The organism is Pseudomonas sp. F-14 TE3623 (genome assembly GCF_053629015.1).
Window position 1 is genome coordinate 1,721,571 of record NZ_JBRJHM010000001.1, and the last position, 23,729, is coordinate 1,745,299.

Below are 23,729 nucleotides of genomic sequence, written 5' to 3' on the forward strand. Positions count from 1 at the left end.
GAACAAAACCCTCACGCTAGTTCGTCGTGGTTTGTCATTCCTTGTTACCCAATCCTCTCTAAATAGATGATTTCAGGAGGTCATGTTGCTGAACATGCCCGGCTTGGGCCTTGGGCGCTTGAGCTTTGCAGTGATATAGTTCGCCGCCAGTTCGGCCTGCCCGGGGAGGTATGTGCTTTCGCCAGAAAGCCAGGCGTCCGAGTGAGAGGCTGCATCGCAAGGAGTTTAGATGAGTGCCGATAACGCCTACGCGGTCGAGCTGAAGGGACTGACCTTCAAGCGCGGTACGCGCAGCATTTTCAATAACGTCGATATCCGCATACCGCGCGGCAAGGTCACCGGCATCATGGGGCCTTCCGGGTGTGGCAAGACCACGCTGCTGCGGTTGATAGGCGCACAATTGCGTCCTACCAGCGGCGAAGTCTGGGTCAACGGCCAGAACCTGCCGACGTTGTCGCGCAGCGATCTGTTCGATGCGCGCAAGCACATGGGTGTGTTGTTTCAGAGCGGCGCGTTGTTTACCGATCTTGATGTGTTCGAGAACGTTGCCTTTCCGCTGCGTGTTCATACCGAACTGCCGGAAGAAATGATCCGCGACATTGTCTTGCTCAAATTGCAGGCCGTGGGCTTGCGTGGCGCCATCGACCTGATGCCTGACGAATTGTCCGGCGGCATGAAGCGTCGCGTCGCGCTGGCCCGGGCAATTGCGCTCGATCCGCGAATCCTTATGTACGACGAGCCTTTCGTCGGCCAGGACCCGATCGCCATGGGCGTGCTGGTGCGCCTGATCCGCCTGCTCAACGATGCGCTGGGCATCACCAGCATCGTGGTCTCCCACGATCTGGCCGAGACCGCGAGCATCGCTGACCACCTCATTGTGGTGGGCGACGGGCAAGTGTTGGGCCAGGGCACACCCAAGGATTTGATGAAATCGGATGAGCCACGTATTCGTCAATTCTTGACTGGCGAACCCGACGGCCCGGTCGCATACCACTTTCCAGCGCCGGATTACCGCGCAGATCTTCTGGGGAAGCGCTAATGCGCAAGATTTCATTAATAGAAAGAGTACGCCGCTTCGGCTTCGCCGGCATCGATGTGCTGGCGGTATTCGGGCGTTCGGCGCTGTTCCTGTTTCATGCCTTGCTCGGTCGTGGCGGCATCGGCGGCGGTTTTGGCCTGCTGGTCAAGCAACTGCATTCGGTGGGCGTGATGTCCCTGGTGATCATCGTGGTCTCCGGGGTATTCATCGGCATGGTGCTGGCGCTGCAGGGCTTTAACATTCTGTCCAGTTACGGTTCGGAGCAGGCAGTCGGGCAGATGGTTGCGCTGACGCTGTTGCGTGAACTGGGCCCGGTGGTCACGGCCTTGTTGTTCGCCGGGCGCGCAGGTTCGGCGCTGACCGCCGAAATCGGCAACATGAAATCCACCGAGCAATTGTCCAGCCTGGAAATGATCGGGGTCGACCCGCTCAAGTACATCATTGCCCCGCGCCTGTGGGCCGGCTTCATTTCCCTGCCGGTGCTGACGATGATTTTCAGCGTGGTGGGTATCTGGGGCGGTTCGTGGGTGGCCGTCGACTGGCTGGGTGTCTATGAAGGCTCCTACTGGTCGAACATGCAAAACAGCGTGACGTTTGTCGACGATGTGCTCAACGGCATTATCAAAAGCATCGTTTTTGCCTTCGTCGTGACCTGGATCGCCGTATTCCAAGGCTATGACTGTGAGCCCACTTCCGAGGGGATCAGTCGTGCCACTACCAAGACCGTGGTGTATGCCTCTTTGGCTGTACTCGGCCTGGACTTTATTTTGACCGCCTTGATGTTTGGAGATTTCTGATGCAAAACCGCACCCTGGAAATCGGTGTCGGCCTTTTCTTGCTGGCTGGCATCCTGGCTTTGCTGCTGTTGGCCCTGCGGGTCAGTGGCCTGGCTCCGACGGCGAGCACCGATACTTATAAACTTTATGCGTATTTCGACAATATCGCCGGTTTGACGGTCAGAGCTAAAGTGACCATGGCCGGTGTGACCATCGGCAAGGTCACGGCGATCGATCTGGACCGCGACAGCTTCACCGGTCGGGTGACCATGCAACTGGAAAAGCGCGTAGATAATCTACCGACTGACTCCACTGCATCTATCCTGACCGCTGGCCTGTTGGGTGAGAAATACATCGGTATCAGTGTGGGCGGGGAGGAAACCCTGCTCAAGGAGGGTGGAACCATCCACGACACGCAGTCGTCACTGGTGCTCGAGGACCTGATCGGTAAATTTCTGCTCAATACCGTTAGCAAAGACGCCAAATGAGGAGCTTTTGAATGATCTCTATCTTGCGACGTGGCCTGTTGGTGATTCTCGCGGCCTTGCCGTTGATGGCTAACGCCGTGGCGGGGCCTTCCGCGCACGATCTGGTACAGGACACCACCACCCGGTTGTTGGCGGATCTTGCCGCCAACAAAGAAAAGTACAAGCAGGACCCGCAGGACTTTTATACGGCGCTGAATACCATCGTCGGTCCTGTGGTGGATGCCGAAGGTATTTCCAAGAGCATCATGACGGTCAAGTATTCACGCAAGGCCACCCCCGAGCAGATGCAGAAGTTTGTCGAGAACTTCAAAAAAGGCCTGTTCCAGTTCTATGGCAATGCTTTGCTTGAGTACGACAACCAGGGCATTGTCGTCGATCCTGCCAAGGATGAGTCGGGAGACCGTACCAGCGTTGGCATGACGGTCAAAGGCAGCAGCGGCGCAATCTATCCTGTGTCTTACACACTCGAAAAGATCAATGGCGAGTGGAAGCTGCGCAACGTGATCATCAATGGCATCAATATCGGCAAGCTGTTCCGCGATCAGTTCGCTGATGCGATGCAGCGCAATGGCAACGATCTGGACAAAACCATCAACGGTTGGGCCGGGGAAGTCGCCAAAGCCAAGGAAGCCACGGAAAAATCTACCGAGACCCAAACCCAATGAGTGAGTCGGCCATTCGCATGAGCGAATCCGGCGAGCTGCTGCTCAGTGGCGTGCTGGATTACCGCACAGGCCCGAACCTGCGCAAGCAGGGGCAGGCACTGATCAAGTCCAGTAACGCGGCTGCGCTGGTGGTCGATTGCTCCGCAGTGGAGAAGTCCAGCAGCGTCGGCTTGTCGCTGCTGCTGTGCTTCATGCGCGATGCTCAGGCGGCCGGCAAGGCCTTGAGCGTTCGTGCGATGCCCGAAGACATGCGCGAAATCGCTCAGGTCAGTGAACTGACCGAGCTGTTGGCGCAACCCTGAACCGCATCTATAAAGAAGCCCCCCGTCAGAGTCCTGCTTCGCGGGGTTCGCAGGCGCGGGGCTTTTTTGTATGATGTCCGACCCGCGCGCACAGGGCGCCGATTGAGGTTGAGCATGCAGGCCGTAGAAGTGAAGAGCTTCCTTGAAGGAAAGTTGCCCGGAACGCTGGTAGAAGTTGAGGGCGAAGGCTGCAACTTTCAGCTGAACGTGATTAGCGATGAACTGGCGGCGTTGAGCCCGGTGAAGCGTCAGCAGCAGATCTATGCCCATTTGAACCCATGGATCACCGATGGCAGCATCCATGCGGTCACTATGAAATTTTTCAGCAGCGCGGCCTGGGCCGAGCGCACCTGAGCCCAAGGGCGTCGAGATTCTTATGGATAAATTGATTATTACCGGTGGCGTTCGTCTTGATGGCGAAATCCGCATCTCCGGGGCAAAGAACTCTGCCCTGCCGATCCTGGCTGCAACCCTGCTGTGCGATGGCCCGGTTACCGTTGCCAACCTGCCGCACCTGCACGACATCACCACCATGATCGAGCTGTTCGGTCGCATGGGCATTGAGCCGGTGATCGACGAGAAGCTCAGTGTCGAAATCGACCCGCGCACCATCAAGACCCTGATCGCGCCGTACGAACTGGTGAAAACCATGCGTGCCTCGATCCTGGTGCTGGGCCCGATGGTTGCCCGTTTCGGCGAAGCCGAAGTTGCACTGCCTGGCGGTTGCGCCATCGGTTCGCGGCCGGTCGACCTGCACATCCGTGGCCTCGAAGCCATGGGCGCGGTTATCGACGTCGAAGGCGGCTACATCAAGGCCAAGGCCCCTGAGGGTGGCCTGCGCGGTGCACACTTCTTCTTCGACACCGTCAGCGTGACCGGTACCGAGAACATCATGATGGCGGCCGCTCTGGCCAAGGGCCGCAGCGTGCTGGCAAACGCCGCTCGCGAGCCTGAGGTCATCGACCTGGCGAACTTCCTGAACGCCATGGGCGCCAAGATCACTGGCGCCGGCACCGACACCATCACCATCGATGGCGTCGAGCGTCTGCACCCGACCACTTACAAGGTGATGCCTGACCGTATCGAGACCGGCACCTACCTGGTGGCGGCAGCGGTAACTGGCGGGCGTGTGAAGGTCAAGGACACTGATCCGACCATCCTCGAAGCCGTTCTGGAAAAGCTCCGCGAATCGGGTGCTGAAATCACCTGCGGCGAAGACTGGATCGAGCTGAACATGCACGGCAAGCGGCCAAAAGCCGTTAACGTGCGGACCGCTCCATACCCGGCGTTCCCGACCGACATGCAGGCGCAGTTCATCTCCCTCAACGCCATTGCCGAAGGCACTGGTGCGGTGATCGAGACGATCTTCGAAAACCGCTTCATGCACGTATACGAACTGCACCGCATGGGCGCTCATATCCAGGTCGAAGGCAACACCGCCATCGTCACCGGCATCGAAAAGCTCAAGGGCGCGCCAGTAATGGCCACCGACCTGCGTGCTTCGGCCAGCCTGGTGATCTCGGCGCTGATCGCCGAAGGCGATACCCTGATCGACCGCATCTACCACATCGACCGTGGTTACGAGTGCATCGAAGAGAAACTGCAGATGCTCGGCGCGAAAATCCGCCGCGTACCGGGCTAGTTTCTGCTGCATGGGCGCAGGGACGCGCCTGTTGATTTCGTTCAAGTCGGGGCTGTAATGGCCTCGATGTATGTCCGGCGCCGTTTGCGACCGGGCATGAGTACCTTGATAAGGACTGACGTTTCCCATGTTGACCATCGCACTGTCCAAGGGCCGCATCCTTGACGACACCCTGCCGCTTCTGGCTGAAGCGGGCATCGTGCCGACCGAGAATCCGGACAAGAGCCGCAAGCTGATCATCCCCACGACCCAGGCCGATGTGCGCCTGCTGATCGTGCGCGCCACCGATGTGCCGACTTACGTCGAGCATGGTGCTGCGGACCTCGGCGTCGCCGGTAAAGATGTGCTGATGGAATATGGCGGCCAGGGTCTGTACGAGCCTCTGGATCTGCGAATTGCCCTCTGCAAGCTGATGACCGCCGGCCGTGTCGGCGATGTCGAGCCCAAGGGCCGTCTGCGGGTGGCGACCAAATTCGTCAACGTCGCCAAGCGTTACTACGCCGAGCAGGGCCGTCAGGTCGACATCATCAAGCTCTACGGCTCGATGGAGCTGGCGCCGCTGATTGGTCTGGCGGACAAGATCATCGACGTGGTCGACACCGGTAACACCCTGCGTGCCAATGGCCTGGAACCCCAGGATTTCATTGCCGACATCAGCTCGCGGCTGATCGTCAACAAAGCTTCGATGAAAATGCAACACGCCCGTATCCAGGCGTTGATCGACACCCTGCGCAAGGCAGTGGAGTCTCGACACCGCGGCTGATTTACCTGCGCGACCTTGAGTCGCGCCGTCTATCCGCCTCATAGCCAGAATTCTCAGGTGCCCAAGCGGATCGAATGTTAGCTTCGGGCGCCTGAGTTTTTGCCAATCCTATGAGGCTCTCGCTATGACCGCACCGACTGCAATTCGCCGACTCAACGCTGCTGACCCGGATTTCGCACATCATCTGGATCATCTGCTGAGCTGGGAAAGTGTGTCTGACGACTCGGTCAATCAGCGGGTGCTGGACATCATCAAGGCTGTGCGCGAGCGTGGCGACGCGGCGCTGGTGGAATTCACCCAGAAATTCGACGGCCTGCAAGTCGCCTCGATGGCAGACCTGATCCTGCCGCGCGAACGCCTGGAACTGGCATTGACCCGCATCACCGTGCCTCAGCGCGAAGCGCTGGAAAAAGCCGCGGCCCGCGTGCGCAGCTATCACGAAAAACAGAAACAGGATTCCTGGAGCTACACCGAAGCCGACGGCACCGTGCTGGGCCAGAAGGTCACGCCGCTGGATCGCGCCGGTCTGTATGTGCCGGGTGGCAAGGCGTCGTACCCGTCCTCGGTGCTGATGAACGCAATTCCAGCCAAGGTTGCCGGCGTGACCGAAGTGGTCATGGTCGTGCCAACCCCTCGCGGCGAAATCAACGAACTGGTGCTAGCGGCGGCCTGCATTGCCGGCGTTGACCGGGTGTTCACCATCGGCGGCGCTCAGGCAGTTGCCGCGTTGGCCTACGGCACCGAAAGCGTGCCGAAGGTCGATAAGGTTGTTGGCCCGGGCAATATCTATGTCGCCACCGCCAAGCGCCACGTGTTCGGTCAGGTCGGCATCGACATGATCGCCGGGCCGTCGGAGATCCTCGTGGTGTGTGACGGTCAGACCGATCCGGACTGGATTGCCATGGACCTGTTCTCCCAGGCCGAGCACGATGAAGACGCCCAAGCGATTCTGGTCAGCCCGGACGCCGAGTTCCTCGACAAGGTTGCTGCGAGCATCGCCAAACTGCTGCCGACGATGGAGCGCGCCGAAATCATCGAAACTTCGATCAATGGTCGCGGTGCGCTGATCAAGGTTCGCGACATGGAACAAGCCATTGAAGTGGCCAACCGCATTGCGCCGGAACACCTGGAGTTGTCGGTCGCCGATCCCCAGGCCTGGTTGCCGCAGATCCGCCACGCCGGCGCGATTTTTATGGGCCGCCACACGTCCGAAGCCCTGGGCGACTATTGCGCAGGTCCAAACCACGTGTTACCGACGTCCGGTACCGCGCGCTTCTCTTCGCCACTGGGGGTTTACGACTTCCAGAAGCGCTCGTCGATCATCTTCTGCTCCGAGCAGGGTGCCTCCGAACTGGGTAAAACCGCTTCCGTGCTGGCCCGTGGCGAGTCGCTGACCGCTCACGCCCGTAGCGCTGAATACCGCATCGTTGACGATAAGAAGGGCAACTGAGCATGAGTAAATTCTGGAGTCCCTTCGTCAAGAGCCTGGTGCCTTACGTGCCGGGCGAACAGCCGAAGCTGGCTAAATTGGTGAAACTCAACACCAACGAAAACCCGTACGGTCCATCGCCCAAAGCGTTGGCCGCGATGCAGACCGAACTGAACGACAACCTGCGTCTGTACCCGGACCCGAACAGCGACCTGCTCAAGCAGGCGGTTGCCAAGTACTACGGCGTGCAGGGCAATCAGGTGTTCCTCGGCAACGGTTCCGATGAAGTGCTGGCGCACATTTTCCACGGTTTGCTGCAACACGATCAGCCGGTGTTGTTCCCGGACATCAGCTACAGCTTCTACCCGGTTTACTGCGGGTTGTACGGCATTGCATTCGACGCGGTGCCGCTGGATGAACAGTTCCAGATCAACCCGGCGGACTACGCCAAGCCGAACGGCGGGATCATTTTCCCCAACCCGAACGCGCCGACCGGTTGCCTGTTGGCGCTGGACGCGGTTGAGCAAATCCTCAAGGCCAGCCCGGACTCGGTGGTCGTGGTGGATGAGGCTTACATTGATTTCGGCGGTGAAACGGCGATCACGCTGGTGGATCGTTATCCGAACCTGTTGGTGACCCAGACCCTGTCCAAGTCCCGTTCGCTGGCGGGCCTGCGGGTGGGTCTGGCGGTGGGGCATCCGGACCTGATCGAGGCGCTGGAGAGGATCAAGAACAGCTTCAACTCCTACCCGCTGGATCGTCTGGCGATTGTGGGGGCTGCGGCGGCGTTCGAGGATCGCGAATATTTCGACAAGACCTGCCGGTTGGTCATCGAGAGTCGCGAGAAGGTAGTCGCGCAGCTGGAAGCGAAGGGGTTTGAGGTGTTGCCGTCGGCAGCAAACTTCATTTTCGCCCGTCACCCGAAGCACGATGCGGCAGGGCTGGCGGCGAAGTTGCGCGAACAGGGCGTGATCGTTCGGCACTTCAAGCAAGAGCGGATTGCCCAGTTCCTGCGTATTTCCATCGGCGCGGCGGAGCAGAATCAGGCACTGATCGACGGCCTCGGCGACCTGTAAGGCTTCCCCGATCCTGTGGGAGCGAGCCTGCTCGCGATGAGGCCATAACATTCAGCATTGATGTTGAATGCAAAACCGCTATCGCGAGCAGGCTCGCTCCCACAAGGTTTTGTGGGTTACTCGTGATGCAGTTCGCCCAGGAAGGTCAGCGACGTGAACAGCCCGCGCGTCGCCACATCCGGGTTGTTCTTCAGCGGAATCTCCATCTGCGCCGCAATCACATTCAACCCTTCATTACGCACCAATACTTGCGCCCGACCCTCTGCGTCGGTCTCGGTGCTTAACGTATTCGGCGCGCTGCGATAGTCGCCCACCAGCTTCACACCCGCCGCAGGCTTACCGTCCAATAGCACTCGAACCGGCAACGATTTGCCCGGTCCCACGGTGAGCGGATCAACCTCCGGCAGAATCAGCAATTTCATCTGATCGAGCTTCGGCAACTTCGCCCCCGGCTGGTATATCGCCAGGCTGTACTTGAAGGTCTGAGTCGACTCAATGGCCCCCGGTACTTTGCTGCGTCCTTCGTTGATCCATTTTTTATCCGCCGTTTGCGACCACATGCCATTGTTCAGCGCCACGGCCATCACTGCCGGTGGTTTCAACGGCTGCAGGCGGGCGTGGTCGGCCAGGCGTTGCACATTAACCGGGATCATTTTTCCGGCTACGTCATAGGCCCACGCGCCGCTGATTTTCTGCGCCTTGAAAGCGTTGTCTTCGGCGCCATGGCCGTAGATGACTTCGATGTTGCCGCGACGTTGTTCGGTCCAGAGGCCATGGGCCGAAGCTTGAGTGGCGAAGAGGGCCGCGATGAGCAGAAGGGTTTTGCCGTGTTGCATGGTGGACGTCCTTTTACAGGTTGAGTGTCAGGCTGACGGTGAAATTGCGTGGCTCGCCGGGGTTGACCCAGTAGTTGCTGTAGGAGCGCTCGAAGTATTTCTCGTCGAAAAGGTTGTTCAGGTTCAGGCCCACAGTGACGTTTTCGCTGGCCTTGTAATGGGCCAGCAGGTCGACGGTGTGGTAGGCCGGCAGTTCGAAGTCGCTGCCGGCTTCACCCGAGCGATCACCGACACAGGTGAACGCTGCACCAAGGTCCGAACCGCGCAAATGGCCGTCCTGAAATTCATAAACACCCAACAGACTTCCGCTGCGTTTGGCTACGCCGAGAATTCGGCTGCCGGTGGGAATGACCTTGTCGCCTTGGGTGACTTCGGCGTCGATGTAAGCGAAAGCACCGATCACTCGCACGGCGTCGGTCACTTGCCCGGTGACTTGCAGGTCGACACCCTGGCTGCGGGCCTTGCCCATGGCGCGGCTGGAATCGGTGCTCGGGTCGAGCGCCAGGACGTTTTCCTTTTCGATATGGAAGGCGGCGAGGGTGGTGCTCAAGCGGTCGTCGAACAGCTCGCTCTTGATCCCGACTTCATAGCCGACGCCTTCTTCCGGGTCGAAGGATTTGCCGGCGGCGTCCAGCCCGTTGTTCGGTTTGAACGAGGTGGAAGCGTTGGCGAATAACCCCACTTCGGGCGTCAGTTGGTAAAGCAGGCCGGCTCGCTGGGTCAGTGCGTCGTGGCGCTGGCGGCTGGTCGCGTTGCGGCTGTGATCGTCGATGCTTTGTTCGAAATGCTCAAAGCGCGCACCGAGCATGCCGCGCAGTTTGTCGGTGAAAATGATCTGGTCCTGAAGGTTCAGCGCCTGGCTTTCGACATGCTCGAAGAAGTCGGTCCCGGAGCGTGCGCCCTCGGGTTTCGGCTGGCCGTAGATCGGTCGATAGATATCGATGGCGTACGAGCCGCCGGCAATGGTCGTAATCCGTTCGTTCTTGCGGAAATTCTCGTATTCGCTGCCGATCAGCAGTTCGTGTTGCCAACTGCCGATGTCGAACAAACCGCGCAGTTCGAGTTGGGTGATGCTGTCGTGCCAGTTGGTATCGCGCTCGCGGTAGCGACGGTTGACGGTGTGGCCGTCGGCGTTCAGGGGACGATTTTCGGAGGCGAAGCCCCAGAGTTTGCCTTCCTTGTAATGACTGGCCAGGCGCAGTTTCCAGCTATCGTTGAGCTGATGTTCGAGGGCGGCTTGCAGCAGATTGTTGTGGTTGTCGATGTTGCCGTCGTTGGGTTCGCCAAGGAAGGTCGAACGGGAGACACCGCTCCATTTATTGTTCGGCGCGACGATACCGCGATCAAATGTCGAGCTGTGACGAACGAACTCGCTCTCCACCAGCAGGCTGGTGTCCGGGTTCAGTTGCCAGCTGAAGGAAGGCGCAACGAACACACGCTGACTGTCGACGTGATCGCGGAAGCTGTGGTTGTCCTCGACCGCCAGGTTCACCCGGGACAGCACATTGCCGTCATCATCCAGCGGTGTGTTGACGTCCACGGCGGTGCGATAGCGATCCCAGCTGCCGGCGCTGGTTTGCAGTGTGGTGAAGGCTTCGGGCTGGGGTTTTTTGGTGACGATGTTCACCGTACCGCCCGGATCGCCACGACCATAGAGGCTGGCAGCCGGGCCTTTGAGCACTTCGATGCGCTCGATGTTGGCCACGTCCGGCGTGCTTGGATAACCGCGGTTGGCGCTGAAACCGTCCTTGTAGAACTCCGACGTGGTGAAGCCGCGCACGCTGTATTCGTAGAGCGTCAGGCCGCCGAAGTTGTTCTGTTTCGATACGCCACCGGCAAAATCCAGCGCGCGCTCGACGCTGGTGCTGCCCAGATCCTTGAGCACACTGACGGGAATCACACTGATCGATTGCGGGATATCGCGAATGGCCGTGTCGGTCTTGGTTGCGCTGGCAGAGCGCGTGGCGCGGTAACCCTTGACCGGGCCGGTGGGGGATTCGTAGTCGGAGGTGACGCTGATGGCGTCCAGTTCAACGGTTTGCGATTCTTCGGCGAAGACCGGATCCCCCAGCAAACCGAGGGCCAGGCCTGCGAGGGAAGCCATTGTTCGAGACGACATGTTATGTTGTTCCAATAGTGATATTGAAACAATATAACATGCCTAATGAGAATGTCTGCTGTTACGGCTTCGGAGTTATGTAGCTGCTGAGGGCGCAGCTCCTACCGGCTTACTCTCCTTCTTTTTCCTTGATCGGCGCGGGCGGTGGACGCAGACCGATTTCTGCCGTGAGCTTGAGCTCTTTACCGTTGCGCATCACCTGAATGGTGACCTTGTCGGTCGGCTTGATTCGCGCCACCTGGTTCATCGAGCGGCGACCGTCGCCGGCCGGTTCACCGTCGATGCTGAGGATCACGTCGCCCAGTTGCAGGCCGGCCTTCTGTGCCGGGCCGTCACGGAAAATCCCCGCGACCACAATCCCTGGACGTCCCGACAGACCAAACGATTCCGCCAGTTCCTGACTCAACGGTTGCACTTCGATGCCGAGCCAGCCGCGAATCACTTGGCCGTGTTCGATGATCGATTTCATCACTTCCATCGCCAGTTTGACCGGGATCGCGAAGCCGATGCCCTGAGAACCGCCGGACTTGGAGAAGATCGCCGTGTTGATGCCGGTCAGGTTGCCGTTGGCGTCCACCAGCGCACCGCCGGAGTTGCCGGGGTTGATCGCGGCGTCGGTCTGGATGAAGTCTTCGTAGTTGTTCAACCCGAGCTGGTTGCGCCCGGTGGCGCTAATGATGCCCATGGTCACTGTCTGGCCGACGCCGAACGGGTTGCCGATGGCCAGGGCCACGTCGCCGATACGGATATTGTCGGAACGGCCGACGGTGATCGACGGCAGGTTTTTCAGGTCGATCTTCAACACCGCGAGGTCGGTTTCCGGGTCGCTGCCGATGACTCGGGCCAGGGTTTCACGACCATCCTTGAGCGCCACCACGATCTGGTCGGCACCGCTGGTCACATGGTTGTTGGTCAGCAGGTAACCTTCCGGGCTCATGATCACGCCCGAACCCAGGCTCGACTCCATACGCTTCTGCTTGGGCGAGTTGTCGCCGAAGAAGCGGCGGAACTGCGGATCTTCGAACAGCGGATGGCTGGGCTTGTTGACCACTTTAGTGGTGTACAGGTTGACCACCGACGGCGCGGCCGTGGTTACCGCGTCGGCATAGGACACTGGCCCCTGCTGCAGACCGAGGGTTTGCGGGGCTTGCTGCAGATTCACGTCCAGGCTCGGTAGCCCGACCCATTGCGGGTAACGCTGCATAATCAATAGAGCGATAAGCACGCCGGCCAACAGCGGCCAGCCGGAAAAACGCAGCGCCTTGAGCATTAAGCACGTCCTACAGAGGTTGCAGGCGGTGTGAGACCGCCCATAATGTCGCGCATTATACGAGGCCGAGCGCGCCTCTGAACGGGATATTTAGGAGTCTTTTATGGCCGTCGCCCTGAGCACCCTGGTCGAAGAAGCCGACCGCTACCTGGCAAGTGCGAAGATCGCCGATTACTGCCCCAACGGTTTGCAGGTCGAAGGCCGGCCGCAAGTGATGCGCATCGTCAGCGGGGTTACTGCAAGCCAGGCGTTGCTGGACGCCGCGGTAGAGGCCCAGGCCGATCTGGTGCTGGTGCATCACGGCTATTTCTGGAAAGGCGAGAACCCGTGTATTACCGGCATGAAGCAGCGCCGGTTGAAAACCTTGCTCAAGCACGATATCAGCCTGCTGTCCTATCACTTGCCGCTGGATTTGCACCCGGAAGTCGGCAATAACGTGCAGCTTGCCCGGCAACTGGACATCACCGTCGAAGGCCCGCTGGATCCGGACAATCTGAAAGTCGTTGGCCTGGTCGGCTCGTTGAGCGAACCGATGACCCCTCGCGATTTCGCCCGTCGCGTGCAGGAAGTCATGGGGCGCGAGCCGTTGCTGATCGAAGGCAGCGAGATGATTCGTCGGGTCGGCTGGTGCACCGGTGGCGGCCAGGGTTACATTGATCAGGCGGTGTTGGCCGGCGTCGATCTGTACCTCAGCGGCGAAGCCTCCGAGCAGACGTTCCACAGCGCCCGGGAAAACGACATCAGCTTCATCGCCGCCGGTCACCACGCCACCGAGCGTTACGGTGTGCAGGCTTTGGGCGATTACCTGGCGCGACGTTTCGCCCTCGAGCACATCTTCATCGATTGCCCGAACCCTATCTGACGGGCGGATTTTTGATGAACACCCCGGATCAAATGTGGGAGCGGGCTTGCTCGCGAAGGCAGTATCTCAGTCAACATCTGCGTTGAATGTGAATCCGCATTCGCGAGCAAGCCCGCTCCCACACAGATCCTCGAACACCCGAACGGGCAGGTATATTCATATACCCTTTCGATCTAGCCAGCGTCCTGATTAGAAGGGGGCGCTGTGCTAGGATTCCCCGCTCGAACACGGCCCGCAGGCCGTCCATAAGATCGTTTTCGTGAGTAGCCATGGTCGACAAACTGACGCATCTGAAACAGCTGGAGGCCGAAAGCATCCACATCATCCGCGAGGTCGCCGCCGAGTTCGATAACCCGGTGATGCTGTACTCCGTCGGTAAAGACTCCGCCGTGATGTTGCACCTCGCGCGCAAGGCATTCTTCCCGGGCAAACTTCCGTTTCCGGTGATGCACGTCGACACCCAGTGGAAGTTCAAGGAAATGTACGCGTTCCGCGACCGCATGGTCGAAGAGCTCGGCCTGGACCTGCTGGTGCACGTGAATCCCGAGGGTGTTGCGCAGGGTATCAACCCGCTCACCCACGGCAGTGCCAAGCACACCGACATCATGAAGACCGAAGGCCTTAAACAGGCCCTCGACAAGTACGGCTTCGATGCGGCATTCGGTGGTGCCCGTCGCGACGAAGAGAAATCCCGGGCCAAAGAGCGCGTGTATTCCTTCCGTGATACCAAGCACCGCTGGGATCCGAAAAACCAGCGTCCCGAGTTGTGGAACGTCTACAACGGCAAGGTCAACAAGGGCGAATCGATCCGCGTATTCCCGTTGTCGAACTGGACCGAGCTGGACATCTGGCAGTACATCTACCTCGAAGGTATCCCGATCGTGCCGCTGTATTTCGCAGCCGAGCGCGACGTTATCGAGATGAATGGCACTTGGATCATGATCGACGACGAACGCCTGCTCAATCACTTGAGCGACGAAGACAAGGCGCGCATCGTCAAGAAAAAGGTCCGTTTCCGTACGCTGGGCGACTACCCGTTGACCGGTGCGGTCGAGTCCGAGGCCACCAGCCTGACCGACATCATTCAGGAAATGCTCCTGACGCGAACTTCCGAACGCCAGGGCCGAGTCATCGATCACGATGGCGCAGGTTCGATGGAAGAAAAGAAACGTCAGGGTTATTTCTAAGGGGTTGTCATGTCGCACGCATCTGATTTGATCAGCGAGGACATCCTCGCCTATCTGGGCCAGCACGAACGCAAGGAAATGCTGCGCTTTCTTACCTGTGGCAACGTCGACGACGGCAAGAGCACCCTGATCGGGCGCCTGCTGCACGACTCCAAAATGATCTACGAAGATCATCTGGAAGCCATCACCCGCGACTCGAAAAAAGTCGGCACCACCGGTGAAGATATCGACCTGGCGTTGCTGGTCGACGGCTTGCAGGCCGAGCGTGAGCAGGGCATCACCATTGATGTCGCCTACCGCTATTTCTCCACCGCCAAGCGCAAATTCATCATCGCCGACACCCCCGGCCATGAGCAGTACACACGCAACATGGCCACCGGTGCATCCACCTGTGACCTGGCGATCATTCTGGTGGACGCCCGTTACGGCGTGCAGACCCAGACCCGTCGCCACAGCTTTATCGCCTCGTTGCTGGGCATCAAGCACATCGTTGTCGCCATCAACAAGATGGACCTCAACGGCTTCGACGAAAGCGTGTTCGAGTCGATCAAGGCCGATTACCTGAAGTTCGCCGAAGGCATCGCGTTCAAGCCGACCACCATGGCGTTCGTGCCGATGTCCGCGCTCAAGGGCGACAACGTCGTGAACAAGTCCGAGCGCTCGCCGTGGTACACCGGCCAGTCGCTGATGGAAATCCTCGAAACCGTCGAAATCGCCAATGACCGTAACTACACCGATTTGCGTTTCCCGGTGCAGTACGTCAACCGTCCGAACCTGAACTTCCGTGGTTTTGCCGGCACCCTGGCCAGCGGCATCGTGCACAAGGGCGACGAAGTCGTTGTGTTGCCGTCGGGCAAGAGCAGCCGTGTGAAATCCATTGTCACCTTCGAAGGTGAGCTGGAGCATGCAGGTCCTGGTCAAGCGGTGACGCTGACCATGGAAGACGAAATCGACATCTCCCGCGGCGACTTGCTGGTGCATGCCGACAACCAGCCGCAAGTGACTGACGCCTTCGACGCCATGCTGGTGTGGATGGCCGAAGAGCCGATGCTGCCGGGCAAGAAATACGACATCAAGCGCGCCACGACTTACGTGCCGGGTTCGATCACCAGCATCGTCAATCGCGTGGACGTGAACACCTTGGCCGAAGGGCCGGCGAGCTCGCTGCAGCTGAACGAGATCGGTCGGGTCAAGATCAGCCTCGACGCCGCCATCGCGCTGGACGGTTACGACAGCAACCGCACCACCGGTTCGTTCATCGTCATCGATCGACTGACCAACGGTACGGTCGCGGCCGGCATGATCATCGCCCAGCCGTTGAGCCATGGCACCAGCACCCATCACGGCAAACTGGCTCACGTGGCTACCGAAGAACGTGCCCAGCGCTTTGGTCAGCAACCGGCCACCGTGTTGTTCAGCGGCTTGTCGGGCGCTGGCAAAAGCACCCTGGCTTACGCCGTTGAACGCAAGCTGTTCGACCTGGGTCGTGCGGTGTTTGTACTCGATGGCCAGAACCTGCGTCACGACCTGAATAAAGGTCTGCCACAGGATCGTGCCGGGCGTACCGAGAACTGGCGTCGTGCGGCGCACGTTGCGCGTCAGTTCAACGAAGCCGGTTTGCTGACATTGGCAGCCTTCGTTGCGCCGAGTGCTGAAGGTCGTGAGCAGGCCAGGGAACTGATCGGCAAGGAGCGTCTGCTGACGGTGTACGTCCAGGCCTCTCCGACGGTCTGTGCCGAGCGTGATCCGCAAGGTCTGTACGCGGCAGGTGGCGACAACATCCCGGGCGAATCCTTCCCGTACGACGTGCCACTGAATGCCGATCTGGTGATCGACACCCAGTCGCTGTCGCTGGAAGAAAGCGTCAAGCAAGTGCTGGATCTGCTGCGTCAGCGTGGCGCGATCTAAGCATTAGCTGTAAATAAAAAACCCGCAGATGAGTGATCGTCTGCGGGTTTTTTGTGTCCTGCGATATTCAATGTGGGAGCGGGCTTGCTCGCGAAAGCGGTGTGTCAGTCAATATAAATGTTGAATGTCAGCCAGCCTTCGCGAGCAAGCCCGCTCCCACACTGGATCAGTGTTTGTCTGGAAATTCGCGATGCATCTGCCCCAGCAGCGCATCCTTGTCATTCCACAGCTGATTGATCCAACCCTGAAACTCGAGCCGATATGCACCGTCCTGGTCGTAGTTCTTGCCGACGAACTGCGGTGGAATCTTCAGCTCCTGAAAGTGCACCACCACATCCTTCACGTTTCCACAGAGCAAATCCCAATAGCCCGGACGACCGGCCGGGTAGTGGATAGTTACGTTGATGATGGCTTCCAGCTGGTCGCCCATGGCATCCAGCACGAAGGCAATACCGCCCGCTTTCGGCTTGAGCAGGTAGCGAAACGGTGAGCTCTGCTGTACGTGCTTGCCCTCGGTGAAGCGCGTGCCTTCGACGAAGTTGAAAATCCCCACCGGGTTATTGCGGAACTTGTCGCAGGTCTTGCGGGTGGTTTCCAGGTCTTTGCCTTTCTTCTCTGGATGCTTCTCCAGATAGGCCTTGGAGTAACGCTTCATGAACGGAAAACCGAGCGCCCACCACGCCAGACCAATCACCGGCACCCAGATCAGTTGCTGTTTGAGGAAGAACTTCAGCGGGCGGATGCGACGGTTGAGCACGTACTGCAACACCATGATGTCGACCCAGCTCTGGTGGTTGCTGGTGATCAGGTACGAGTGCTGATAGTCCAGGCCTTCCAGCCCGCTGAGCTGCCAACGCGTGTGCCCGAGCAGATCCATCCAGGCCTTGTTATTGCTGATCCAGGTTTCGTGGATGTGGCCCATCAGCCAGTCGGTGAAACGCTGGGCGGCGGGGAAGGGCAGCAGCAGTTTGAAGATCGCCACCACGAACAGCGGCGTGCAGCAGACAATCGTGTTCAGCGCCAACAACAGCGAGGCGATCACGCCGCGCAGGGGTGCAGGTAGAAAATCCAGCATTTAAACATCCATAGGTCGGTTGGCAGCCTGGATCGCGGTCAACGCGATGGTGTAGACGATGTCGTCAACCTGCGCGCCGCGCGGCAGGTCATTCACCGGCTTGCGCAGGCCTTGCAACATCGGCCCGAGGCTGACGCAGTCGGCGCTGCGCTGCACGGCTTTGTGGGTGGTGTTGCCGGTGTTCAAGTCGGGGAACACGAACACCGTGGCACGCCCGGCCACCTGACTGTTCGGCGCCAGTTGTCGGGCCACGGTTTCGTTGGCGGCGGCGTCGTACTGCAACGGGCCGTCGATCAACAGCGAGTTTTGCTGTTCGTGGGCGAGCAACGTGGCCTCGCGAACTTTCTCGACTTCTTCGCCGCTGGCCGACTCGCCACTGGAGTAGCTGATCATCGCTACCCGCGGAGTGATGCCGAACGCCGCCGCCGAATCGGCGCTTTGCAAGGCGATCTCGGCCAGTTCGCTGGCGCTCGGGTGCGGGTTCATCACGCAGTCACCGTAAACCAGCACTTCTTCCGGAAACAGCATGAAGAACACCGAAGACACCAACGTGCAGCCCGGAGCCGTTTTAATAAGCTGCAGGGCCGGACGGATGGTGTTGGCGGTGGAGTGAATGACCCCGGACACCAGCCCGTCGACTTCATCCAGCGCCAACATCATGGTGCCGATCACCACGGTGTCTTCCAGTTGTTGCTCGGCCATCGGCGCGTTGAGGCTTTTAGTCTTGCGCAGCGCAACCATCGGCTCGACGTAACGCTCGCGGATCAGGTCCGGGTCGAGGATTTCCAGCCCCGGCGGCAACTCGATGCCTTGGGCGCGGGCGACGGCTTCGACGTCTGCCGGTTTGGCCAGCAACACGCAACGGGCAATGCCGCGCGCCTGACAGATCGCCGCGGCCTGCACGGTCAACGGCTCGCTGCCTTCGGGCAACACGATGCGCTTGTTGGCGGCTTGGGCGCGCTGGATCAGTTGATAACGGAACACCGCTGGCGACAGACGCATTTCCCGTGGCGTGCCGCAGCGCTGGTGCAGCCAGTTGGCGTCGAGGTGGCTGGCGACGAAATCGGTGATGATCTCCGCACGTTCGCGGTCGTCGATCGGGATTTCCTTGTTCAAGCCGTTCAACTGGTTGGCGGTGTCGTAGGAACCGGTGCTGACCGACAACACCGGCAGGCCGGCCTGCAAGGCGCCACGGCACAAATCCATGATGCGCGGGTCGGGCAGGGTGTCGCTGGTCAGCAACAGGCCGGCCAGAGGCACGCCGTTCATCGCCGCGAGGCTGACGGCGAGGATGATGTCGTCGCGATCGCCAGGGGTTACCACCAGCACACCGGGTTTGAGCAGCTCCACAGTGTTGCGCACGGTGCGGGCGCAAATGATGATGTTGGTCATGCGCCGGGTTTCGTAATCGCCGGCGTTGAGCACCTGAGCGCCCATCAGATCGGCCACGTCGCGGGTGCGCGGCGCATTCAGTTCGGGCTGGAACGGGATGCAGCCGAGCAGGCGAAAATCGCCACTGCGCAGTAACGGCGAGTGTTCCTTCAGGCGCGAGGCGAAGGCCTCCATGCTTTCGTCGGTCTTGACCTTGTTGAGGATCACGCCCAGGACTTTCGGGTCTTTCGGCCCGCCGAACAATTGCGCCTGCAACTCCACCCGGCCGGACAGTTCGGTCAGCACTTCGTGTTCCGGTGCCGATACCAGAATCACGTCGGCGTCGAGGCTCTTGGCCAAATGCAGGTTGACCCGCGCCGCGTAACTGGCGCTGCGGGTCGGGACCATGCCTTCGACGATCAGCACGTCCTTGCCGACAGCGGCTTGCTGATAAAGGGTGATGATTTCTTCGAGCAGTTCGTCCAGCTGACCGTCGCCGAGCATCCGCTCGACGTGGGCCAGGCCCAGTGGCTGAGGCGGTTTCAAACCGTGGGTGCGGGCCACCAGTTCGGTGGAGCGTTCAGGGCCTGTGTCGCCCGGGTGCGGCTGGGCAATGGGTTTGAAAAAGCCGACTTTGAGACCGGCCCGCTCAAGTGTACGCACCAGCCCGAGGCTGATGGAGGTCAGACCCACACCAAAATCGGTGGGCGCGATAAAAAAAGTTTGCATGCGGATTCTCTGGAAGTGCATGTGGGCAGCCGTGGCCGCCAGGTGATCATCTATATCTGACGATCTACCGAAATTCAGTCGTCAAGGTTATCGCTAACCGAGCCTTGTGCGCACCATCCGCAATCAAAGGGCTGGCCTATTTTTTCATTACGCAGCGAAGGGTCCAGCACCCAGGCCCGGGATTGCCACGGGGGCTGGTGCCGCAGGTGTTGGGTATGGCCGCAGGAAAGCTCGGCTACCCAGTGGCCATCCTCATCCTGATGAAAGCCTGTGATGGTCGAAGCTTGCGTCGCGCCCCGTCTGTCCGGGTTGTGTTCGCTTTCGGGCGATTGCTTCGCTAAACTTGGTCTTTCTATATTCTTATGCAAAAGGTCTCGCCCCATGCTGATCGCCGCCAATAAGGCTGTCTCCATCGACTATACCCTGACCAACGACGCTGGTGAGGTCATCGACAGCTCCGCCGGCGGCGCGCCGCTGGTCTACCTGCAAGGCGCAGGTAACATCATCCCGGGCCTGGAAAAGGCACTGGAAGGCAAAGCAGTCGGTGACGAACTGACTGTCGCCGTAGAACCTGAAGATGCCTACGGCGAATACGCTGCCGAACTGGTCAGCACTTTGAGCCGCAGCATGTTCGAAGGCGTTGACGAGCTGGAAGTGGGCATGCAGTTCCACGCTTCCGCTCCGGACGGCCAGATGCAGATCGTCACCATTCGCGATCTGGACGGCGACGATGTCACTGTCGACGGCAACCACCCGTTGGCTGGTCAGCGCCTGAATTTCCAGGTCAAGATCATCGACATCCGTGACGCCAGCCAAGAAGAAATCGCTCATGGTCACGTCCATGGCGAAGGTGGCCATCACCACTGATTTTCTGCGCTAAGCTCAGAGAGCTGGAGAGGCGCCTGAGGGCGCCTTTTTAGTCCGCGGCTGTCCTTGATGGCACCGCCAAGTGGCTGTTTCGAGAAGAACACGAGAATTTGGAGTTCGTCATGAGTGCTTTTCACGACCTTAAACTGACAGCCCTGGATGGTCAGGAGCTACCTCTGGCGCCCTTCAAGGGGCGTGTCGTGCTGGTGGTCAACGTCGCCTCCAAATGTGGTTTGACCCCACAGTACGCGGCGCTGGAAAACCTCTACCAGCAATACAAGGACAAGGGTTTCAGTGTGCTGGGCTTGCCGTGCAACCAGTTTGCAGGGCAGGAACCGGGCACCGAGCAGGAGATCCAGGCATTCTGCAGCCTCAACTATGGCGTGACCTTTCCGTTGTCCAGCAAGCTGGAAGTCAACGGTCATGAGCGTCATCAGTTGTATCGTCTGCTGGCGGGCGAAGGCGCGGAATTCCCGGGCGACATCACCTGGAACTTCGAGAAATTCCTGCTGGGCAAGGACGGTCGCGTATTGGCGCGGTTCTCGCCTCGAACGGCGCCGGATGATCATGCTGTCATCCAGGCGATCGAAAAAGCGCTGAGCTGACATCCCCCTGTAGGAGCGGGCAAGCCTCAATGCCAGTCAGTTAAGCGCAATCCATGTGGGAGCGGGCTTGCTCGCGAAGACGGCGGCACAGTAAACATTGATGTTGCCTGACCCACCGCTTTCGCGAGCAAGCCCGCTCCCACAGGTTTCGCACCTTAACTGACTGGCATTAGGGCAAGCCTCGCTCCTACAATATTTCCTAGCTTTTAGACCTTAATCACCGCAATCAATAGTGCTGTTCAAGCCTTGCGACTCTCCATATTATCGCCGTCATAAAGTCTATATCCCGTGGAGCGTCCCATGCCTGTCAAAGCCCTGTTCAAGCCTTTTCACCTAGGCGCTCTCGAGTTGCCGACCCGCGTCGTCATGGCGCCGATGACCCGCTCGTTTTCGCCGGGCGGCGTGCCCAACTCCAAAGTGATCGAGTACTACCGTCGTCGCGCCGCCGCCGGGGTTGGGCTGATCATCACCGAAGGCACCACCGTCGGTCACAAGGCCTCCAATGGCTACCCGAACGTGCCGCACTTCTATGGTGAAGCGGCATTGGCCGGCTGGAAGAAAGTCGTCGACGCGGTGCATGCCGAGGGCGGCAAGATCGTTCCGCAACTGTGGCATGTGGGCAGCGTGCGCCGCATCGGCACCGAGCCGGACGCCAGCGTGCCGGGTTACGGTCCGTCAGAAAAATTGAAGGACGGTCAGGTCGTGGTTCACGGCATGACCAAGGAAGATATCCAGGACGTGATTGCCGCATTCGCCCAAGCCGCCAAAGACGCTCAGAGCATCGGCATGGACGGCGTGGAAATCCACGGTGCCCACGGTTATCTGGTGGACCAGTTCTTCTGGGAAGGTAGCAACCAGCGCACTGACGAATATGGTGGCAGCCTGGCCAATCGTTCGCGCTTCGCCATCGAACTGATTCAGGCGGTGCGTGCCGCGGTCGGTGAGGGTTTCCCGATCATCTTCCGTTTCTCCCAGTGGAAGCAGCAGGACTACACCGCGCGGTTGGTGCAAACCCCGGAAGCCTTGGGTGAATTCCTCAAGCCATTGTCCGACGCTGGCGTGGACATTTTCCACTGCTCGACGCGACGTTTCTGGGAGCCGGAGTTTGACGGTTCCGAACTCAACCTGGCGGGCTGGACCCGCAAGCTCACCGGCAAGCCAACCATCACCGTCGGCAGCGTCGGCCTGGACGGCGAGTTCCTGCAATTCATGGTCAACACCGACAAGATCGCCCAACCGGCCAGCCTGGAAAAACTGCTGGAGCGCTTGAACAACGATGAGTTCGATCTGGTGGCCGTGGGTCGTGCATTGCTGGTGGACCCGGACTGGGCGCAGAAAGTGCGGGACGGTCGTGAGGAAGACATCCTGCCGTTTAGCCGTGAGGCTTTGATGACGCTGGTTTAATGTGGCGAGGGGGCTTGCCCCCGTTGGGCCGCGAAGCGGCCCTGAAATCTCAAAATATGTTTCATCAGGCACACGGTGTGCGCTGGTTTTACAACTGCTTCGCAGCCGAACGGGGGCAAGCCCCCTCGCCACGAGGATCGTGACAAGCCCCGCGCAACTGCCCTTCGAACTGCTCGATAATCGCCGCCCACCCCTGACGACTCGCATGCTGGCGCGCATTAAGACGCACGCAGCGCAAGGTTTCGCGCTCCTCCAGCAGCCAGCGTGCCGCATCGCAGAACGCCTCTTCATCCCCGGGCATGGCCAGTACGCCGTTGTGGCCATGGCGAATATGCTGCGCCGCCGCAGCCTGGTCATACGCCACCACCCCCAGCCCCGAGGCCAATGCCTCAAGCACCACATTGCCGAAGGTTTCGGTCAGGCTTGGAAACAGAAACACATCCCCCGACGCATAGTGACTGGCCAAGGCTTCGCCGCGTTGTGATCCGCAGAAAATCGCCTCGGGCAATTCTTTCTCCAGCATCGATCGTTGCGGACCGTCTCCGACCACAATCAATTTCATTTTTCGCTGTGGATAAGTCATTTTCAGCGTGTCGAAACTGCGCTTGAGCAAGCCAAGATTCTTCTCCTGGGCCAGGCGTCCTACGTGGATGAAGGCAATATCATCCTCGGCCAGTCCCCATTGCTCGCGCAGCGGCTTCAGTCGTTTGGCCGGATGAAACAACTGGCTGTCGACGCCTCGAGAGAGCAGCGCCAGGCGCTCGAAACTGCGGCGTTCCAGTTCCAGTCGCTGGCTGGCGCTGGGCACCAGGGTCAGGGTGGAGCGATTGTGAAACCAGCGCAGGTAGTGAGTCAGCAAACGCGTCAGCAGCCCGAGGCCGTACTGGCTTGAGTACTGTTGAAAATTGGTATGAAAGCCGCTGACCACCGAAATCCCCAAGCGCCGTGCCGCGCGCAACGCCGACAACCCCAGCGGTCCTTCGGTGGCGATGTACAACACATCCGGACGATGACGTTTCCAGCGCCGCAGCAGCTTGTGCATCGACGACTGACCCCATTGCAGGCCGGGATAACCCGGCAGCGGCCAGCCTCGACACAATAGCAAGTCATCGTTGCTGCCCATGAGCGGGTCGCCACCCTGGCGTGGCCGCACCAACTCGACCTGATGCCCGCGCGCGCGCAAACCGTCGAACAAGCGACCAAGGGTATTGGCCACGCCGTTGATTTCCGGAGGGAAGGTTTCGGTGATCAGGGTGATATGCAGAGTTGTCGTCATGACCTCAGTGTCGGCTGAGGCCATGTCGTCATTGTGACGG

General features: G+C 59.6%; 23 protein-coding genes. 16 read left to right on the top strand and 7 right to left on the bottom strand.

Annotated elements, in window-relative coordinates; genetic code table 11:
- Positions 1-229 precede the first annotated feature (229 nt).
- From AB7M29_RS07680 to hisC, 10 genes are all read left to right on the top strand, one after another.
- Positions 230-1,039, top strand: a complete 810-nt coding sequence (locus tag AB7M29_RS07680; protein WP_038978972.1) for an ATP-binding cassette domain-containing protein — start codon at positions 230-232, stop codon at positions 1,037-1,039.
- A complete protein-coding gene (mlaE, locus tag AB7M29_RS07685) occupies positions 1,039-1,836 on the top strand; it encodes a lipid asymmetry maintenance ABC transporter permease subunit MlaE (RefSeq protein ID WP_052965566.1) in 798 nt (265 codons plus the stop codon). The genes AB7M29_RS07680 and mlaE overlap by 1 nt, the downstream gene beginning before the upstream one ends.
- Positions 1,836-2,303: an outer membrane lipid asymmetry maintenance protein MlaD gene (gene mlaD, locus AB7M29_RS07690; RefSeq protein ID WP_008070583.1), complete on the top strand. Its 468-nt coding sequence runs from the start codon at positions 1,836-1,838 to the stop codon at positions 2,301-2,303. Before mlaE ends, mlaD begins: the two co-directional genes overlap by 1 nt.
- An 11-nt stretch (positions 2,304-2,314) precedes the next feature.
- Positions 2,315-2,968 carry an MlaC/ttg2D family ABC transporter substrate-binding protein gene (locus tag AB7M29_RS07695; protein ID WP_052965565.1) on the top strand — a complete coding sequence of 218 codons (654 nt, stop codon included), beginning with the start codon at positions 2,315-2,317 and terminating at the stop codon, positions 2,966-2,968.
- Entirely contained in the window at positions 2,965-3,270 is a 306-nt protein-coding gene (locus AB7M29_RS07700; protein WP_052965564.1) for an STAS domain-containing protein, read from the top strand. Before AB7M29_RS07695 ends, AB7M29_RS07700 begins: the two co-directional genes overlap by 4 nt.
- A gap of 114 nt (positions 3,271-3,384) precedes the next feature.
- On the top strand, positions 3,385-3,624 hold the full coding sequence (locus AB7M29_RS07705) for a BolA family protein (protein ID WP_007912386.1): 240 nt from the start codon (positions 3,385-3,387) through the stop codon (positions 3,622-3,624).
- A 22-nt stretch (positions 3,625-3,646) separates the two neighbouring features.
- Complete coding sequence (gene murA, locus AB7M29_RS07710) at positions 3,647-4,912, top strand: UDP-N-acetylglucosamine 1-carboxyvinyltransferase (RefSeq protein ID WP_007901567.1); 1,266 nt, start codon at positions 3,647-3,649, stop codon at positions 4,910-4,912.
- Positions 4,913-5,039: 127 nt separating this feature from the next.
- Entirely contained in the window at positions 5,040-5,675 is a 636-nt protein-coding gene (hisG, locus tag AB7M29_RS07715; protein ID WP_007901570.1) for an ATP phosphoribosyltransferase, read from the top strand.
- A 124-nt stretch (positions 5,676-5,799) separates the two neighbouring features.
- Complete coding sequence (gene hisD, locus AB7M29_RS07720; protein ID WP_007901571.1) at positions 5,800-7,125, top strand: histidinol dehydrogenase; 1,326 nt, start codon at positions 5,800-5,802, stop codon at positions 7,123-7,125.
- A gap of 2 nt (positions 7,126-7,127) precedes the next feature.
- Entirely contained in the window at positions 7,128-8,180 is a 1,053-nt protein-coding gene (hisC, locus tag AB7M29_RS07725) for a histidinol-phosphate transaminase (protein ID WP_454246631.1), read from the top strand.
- Between the two features lie 116 nt (positions 8,181-8,296).
- Here the strand turns inward: hisC and AB7M29_RS07730 are convergent, their stop codons facing one another.
- The 3 genes from AB7M29_RS07730 to algW all read right to left on the bottom strand — a co-directional run bounded on the left by AB7M29_RS07730 (position 8,297) and on the right by algW (position 12,405).
- Positions 8,297-9,016 (bottom strand): DUF4198 domain-containing protein, encoded by a 720-nt coding sequence (locus AB7M29_RS07730; RefSeq protein ID WP_454246632.1) that lies wholly within the window; start codon positions 9,014-9,016, stop codon positions 8,297-8,299.
- A gap of 13 nt (positions 9,017-9,029) precedes the next feature.
- Positions 9,030-11,135, bottom strand: coding sequence for a TonB-dependent siderophore receptor (locus tag AB7M29_RS07735; RefSeq protein WP_454246633.1), 2,106 nt, complete (start codon positions 11,133-11,135; stop codon positions 9,030-9,032).
- A 109-nt stretch (positions 11,136-11,244) separates the two neighbouring features.
- Positions 11,245-12,405 (bottom strand): Do family serine endopeptidase AlgW, encoded by a 1,161-nt coding sequence (gene algW / locus AB7M29_RS07740; RefSeq protein WP_123719998.1) that lies wholly within the window; start codon positions 12,403-12,405, stop codon positions 11,245-11,247.
- A gap of 103 nt (positions 12,406-12,508) precedes the next feature.
- Between algW and AB7M29_RS07745 the strand changes: the two genes are divergently transcribed.
- The 3 genes from AB7M29_RS07745 to cysN all read left to right on the top strand — a co-directional run bounded on the left by AB7M29_RS07745 (position 12,509) and on the right by cysN (position 16,362).
- Positions 12,509-13,267, top strand: coding sequence for a Nif3-like dinuclear metal center hexameric protein (locus tag AB7M29_RS07745; RefSeq protein ID WP_007901591.1), 759 nt, complete (start codon positions 12,509-12,511; stop codon positions 13,265-13,267).
- 269 nt (positions 13,268-13,536) lie between these two features.
- Positions 13,537-14,454: a sulfate adenylyltransferase subunit CysD gene (gene cysD / locus AB7M29_RS07750; RefSeq protein ID WP_008008639.1), complete on the top strand. Its 918-nt coding sequence runs from the start codon at positions 13,537-13,539 to the stop codon at positions 14,452-14,454.
- A gap of 9 nt (positions 14,455-14,463) precedes the next feature.
- The gene (cysN, locus tag AB7M29_RS07755) at positions 14,464-16,362 is read left to right on the top strand and encodes a sulfate adenylyltransferase subunit CysN (RefSeq protein WP_217857652.1); all 1,899 of its coding nucleotides are present in this window, start codon (positions 14,464-14,466) and stop codon (positions 16,360-16,362) included.
- 166 nt (positions 16,363-16,528) lie between these two features.
- Here cysN and AB7M29_RS07760 read toward each other — a convergent pair whose 3' ends face one another.
- The 3 genes from AB7M29_RS07760 to AB7M29_RS07770 form a co-directional block, all read right to left on the bottom strand.
- Positions 16,529-17,437: an acyltransferase gene (locus AB7M29_RS07760; protein ID WP_217857653.1), complete on the bottom strand. Its 909-nt coding sequence runs from the start codon at positions 17,435-17,437 to the stop codon at positions 16,529-16,531.
- Entirely contained in the window at positions 17,438-19,537 is a 2,100-nt protein-coding gene (gene pta, locus AB7M29_RS07765) for a phosphate acetyltransferase (RefSeq protein WP_217857654.1), read from the bottom strand.
- A 74-nt stretch (positions 19,538-19,611) separates the two neighbouring features.
- Entirely contained in the window at positions 19,612-19,950 is a 339-nt protein-coding gene (locus AB7M29_RS07770; RefSeq protein ID WP_217857655.1) for a DUF3565 domain-containing protein, read from the bottom strand.
- Between AB7M29_RS07770 and AB7M29_RS07775 the strand changes: the two genes are divergently transcribed.
- The 3 genes from AB7M29_RS07775 (at position 19,919) to AB7M29_RS07785 (ending at position 22,413) form a co-directional block, all read left to right on the top strand.
- Positions 19,919-20,404 carry an FKBP-type peptidyl-prolyl cis-trans isomerase gene (locus tag AB7M29_RS07775; protein WP_007901600.1) on the top strand — a complete coding sequence of 162 codons (486 nt, stop codon included), beginning with the start codon at positions 19,919-19,921 and terminating at the stop codon, positions 20,402-20,404. The genes AB7M29_RS07770 and AB7M29_RS07775 overlap by 32 nt on opposite strands.
- 122 nt (positions 20,405-20,526) lie before the next feature.
- Positions 20,527-21,009: a glutathione peroxidase gene (locus tag AB7M29_RS07780; protein ID WP_052965554.1), complete on the top strand. Its 483-nt coding sequence runs from the start codon at positions 20,527-20,529 to the stop codon at positions 21,007-21,009.
- A 300-nt stretch (positions 21,010-21,309) separates the two neighbouring features.
- Complete coding sequence (locus AB7M29_RS07785; RefSeq protein ID WP_063341534.1) at positions 21,310-22,413, top strand: NADH:flavin oxidoreductase; 1,104 nt, start codon at positions 21,310-21,312, stop codon at positions 22,411-22,413.
- 88 nt (positions 22,414-22,501) lie between these two features.
- On the opposite strand, the gene AB7M29_RS07790 is transcribed toward AB7M29_RS07785, so the two are convergent.
- Positions 22,502-23,713: a glycosyltransferase family 4 protein gene (locus AB7M29_RS07790; RefSeq protein ID WP_454246634.1), complete on the bottom strand. Its 1,212-nt coding sequence runs from the start codon at positions 23,711-23,713 to the stop codon at positions 22,502-22,504.
- Positions 23,714-23,729: the final 16 nt, after the last annotated feature.

Coding starts and splice junctions, on each gene's coding strand:
- algW (WP_123719998.1), bottom strand. CDS start 12,405: ATGCTCAAGGCGCTGCGTTTTTCCGGCTGGCCGCTGTTGGCCGGCGTG.
- mlaE (WP_052965566.1), top strand. CDS start 1,039: ATGCGCAAGATTTCATTAATAGAAAGAGTACGCCGCTTCGGCTTCGCC.
- AB7M29_RS07760 (WP_217857653.1), bottom strand. CDS start 17,437: ATGCTGGATTTTCTACCTGCACCCCTGCGCGGCGTGATCGCCTCGCTG.
- AB7M29_RS07700 (WP_052965564.1), top strand. CDS start 2,965: ATGAGTGAGTCGGCCATTCGCATGAGCGAATCCGGCGAGCTGCTGCTC.
- hisG (WP_007901570.1), top strand. CDS start 5,040: ATGTTGACCATCGCACTGTCCAAGGGCCGCATCCTTGACGACACCCTG.
- AB7M29_RS07735 (WP_454246633.1), bottom strand. CDS start 11,135: ATGTCGTCTCGAACAATGGCTTCCCTCGCAGGCCTGGCCCTCGGTTTG.
- mlaD (WP_008070583.1), top strand. CDS start 1,836: ATGCAAAACCGCACCCTGGAAATCGGTGTCGGCCTTTTCTTGCTGGCT.
- cysD (WP_008008639.1), top strand. CDS start 13,537: ATGGTCGACAAACTGACGCATCTGAAACAGCTGGAGGCCGAAAGCATC.
- murA (WP_007901567.1), top strand. CDS start 3,647: ATGGATAAATTGATTATTACCGGTGGCGTTCGTCTTGATGGCGAAATC.
- AB7M29_RS07705 (WP_007912386.1), top strand. CDS start 3,385: ATGCAGGCCGTAGAAGTGAAGAGCTTCCTTGAAGGAAAGTTGCCCGGA.
- AB7M29_RS07730 (WP_454246632.1), bottom strand. CDS start 9,016: ATGCAACACGGCAAAACCCTTCTGCTCATCGCGGCCCTCTTCGCCACT.
- AB7M29_RS07775 (WP_007901600.1), top strand. CDS start 19,919: ATGCTGATCGCCGCCAATAAGGCTGTCTCCATCGACTATACCCTGACC.
- AB7M29_RS07785 (WP_063341534.1), top strand. CDS start 21,310: ATGCCTGTCAAAGCCCTGTTCAAGCCTTTTCACCTAGGCGCTCTCGAG.
- AB7M29_RS07770 (WP_217857655.1), bottom strand. CDS start 19,950: ATGGAGACAGCCTTATTGGCGGCGATCAGCATGGGGCGAGACCTTTTG.
- hisD (WP_007901571.1), top strand. CDS start 5,800: ATGACCGCACCGACTGCAATTCGCCGACTCAACGCTGCTGACCCGGAT.
- AB7M29_RS07745 (WP_007901591.1), top strand. CDS start 12,509: ATGGCCGTCGCCCTGAGCACCCTGGTCGAAGAAGCCGACCGCTACCTG.
- AB7M29_RS07680 (WP_038978972.1), top strand. CDS start 230: ATGAGTGCCGATAACGCCTACGCGGTCGAGCTGAAGGGACTGACCTTC.
- hisC (WP_454246631.1), top strand. CDS start 7,128: ATGAGTAAATTCTGGAGTCCCTTCGTCAAGAGCCTGGTGCCTTACGTG.
- AB7M29_RS07695 (WP_052965565.1), top strand. CDS start 2,315: ATGATCTCTATCTTGCGACGTGGCCTGTTGGTGATTCTCGCGGCCTTG.
- AB7M29_RS07780 (WP_052965554.1), top strand. CDS start 20,527: ATGAGTGCTTTTCACGACCTTAAACTGACAGCCCTGGATGGTCAGGAG.
- AB7M29_RS07790 (WP_454246634.1), bottom strand. CDS start 23,713: ATGGCCTCAGCCGACACTGAGGTCATGACGACAACTCTGCATATCACC.
- pta (WP_217857654.1), bottom strand. CDS start 19,537: ATGCAAACTTTTTTTATCGCGCCCACCGATTTTGGTGTGGGTCTGACC.
- cysN (WP_217857652.1), top strand. CDS start 14,464: ATGTCGCACGCATCTGATTTGATCAGCGAGGACATCCTCGCCTATCTG.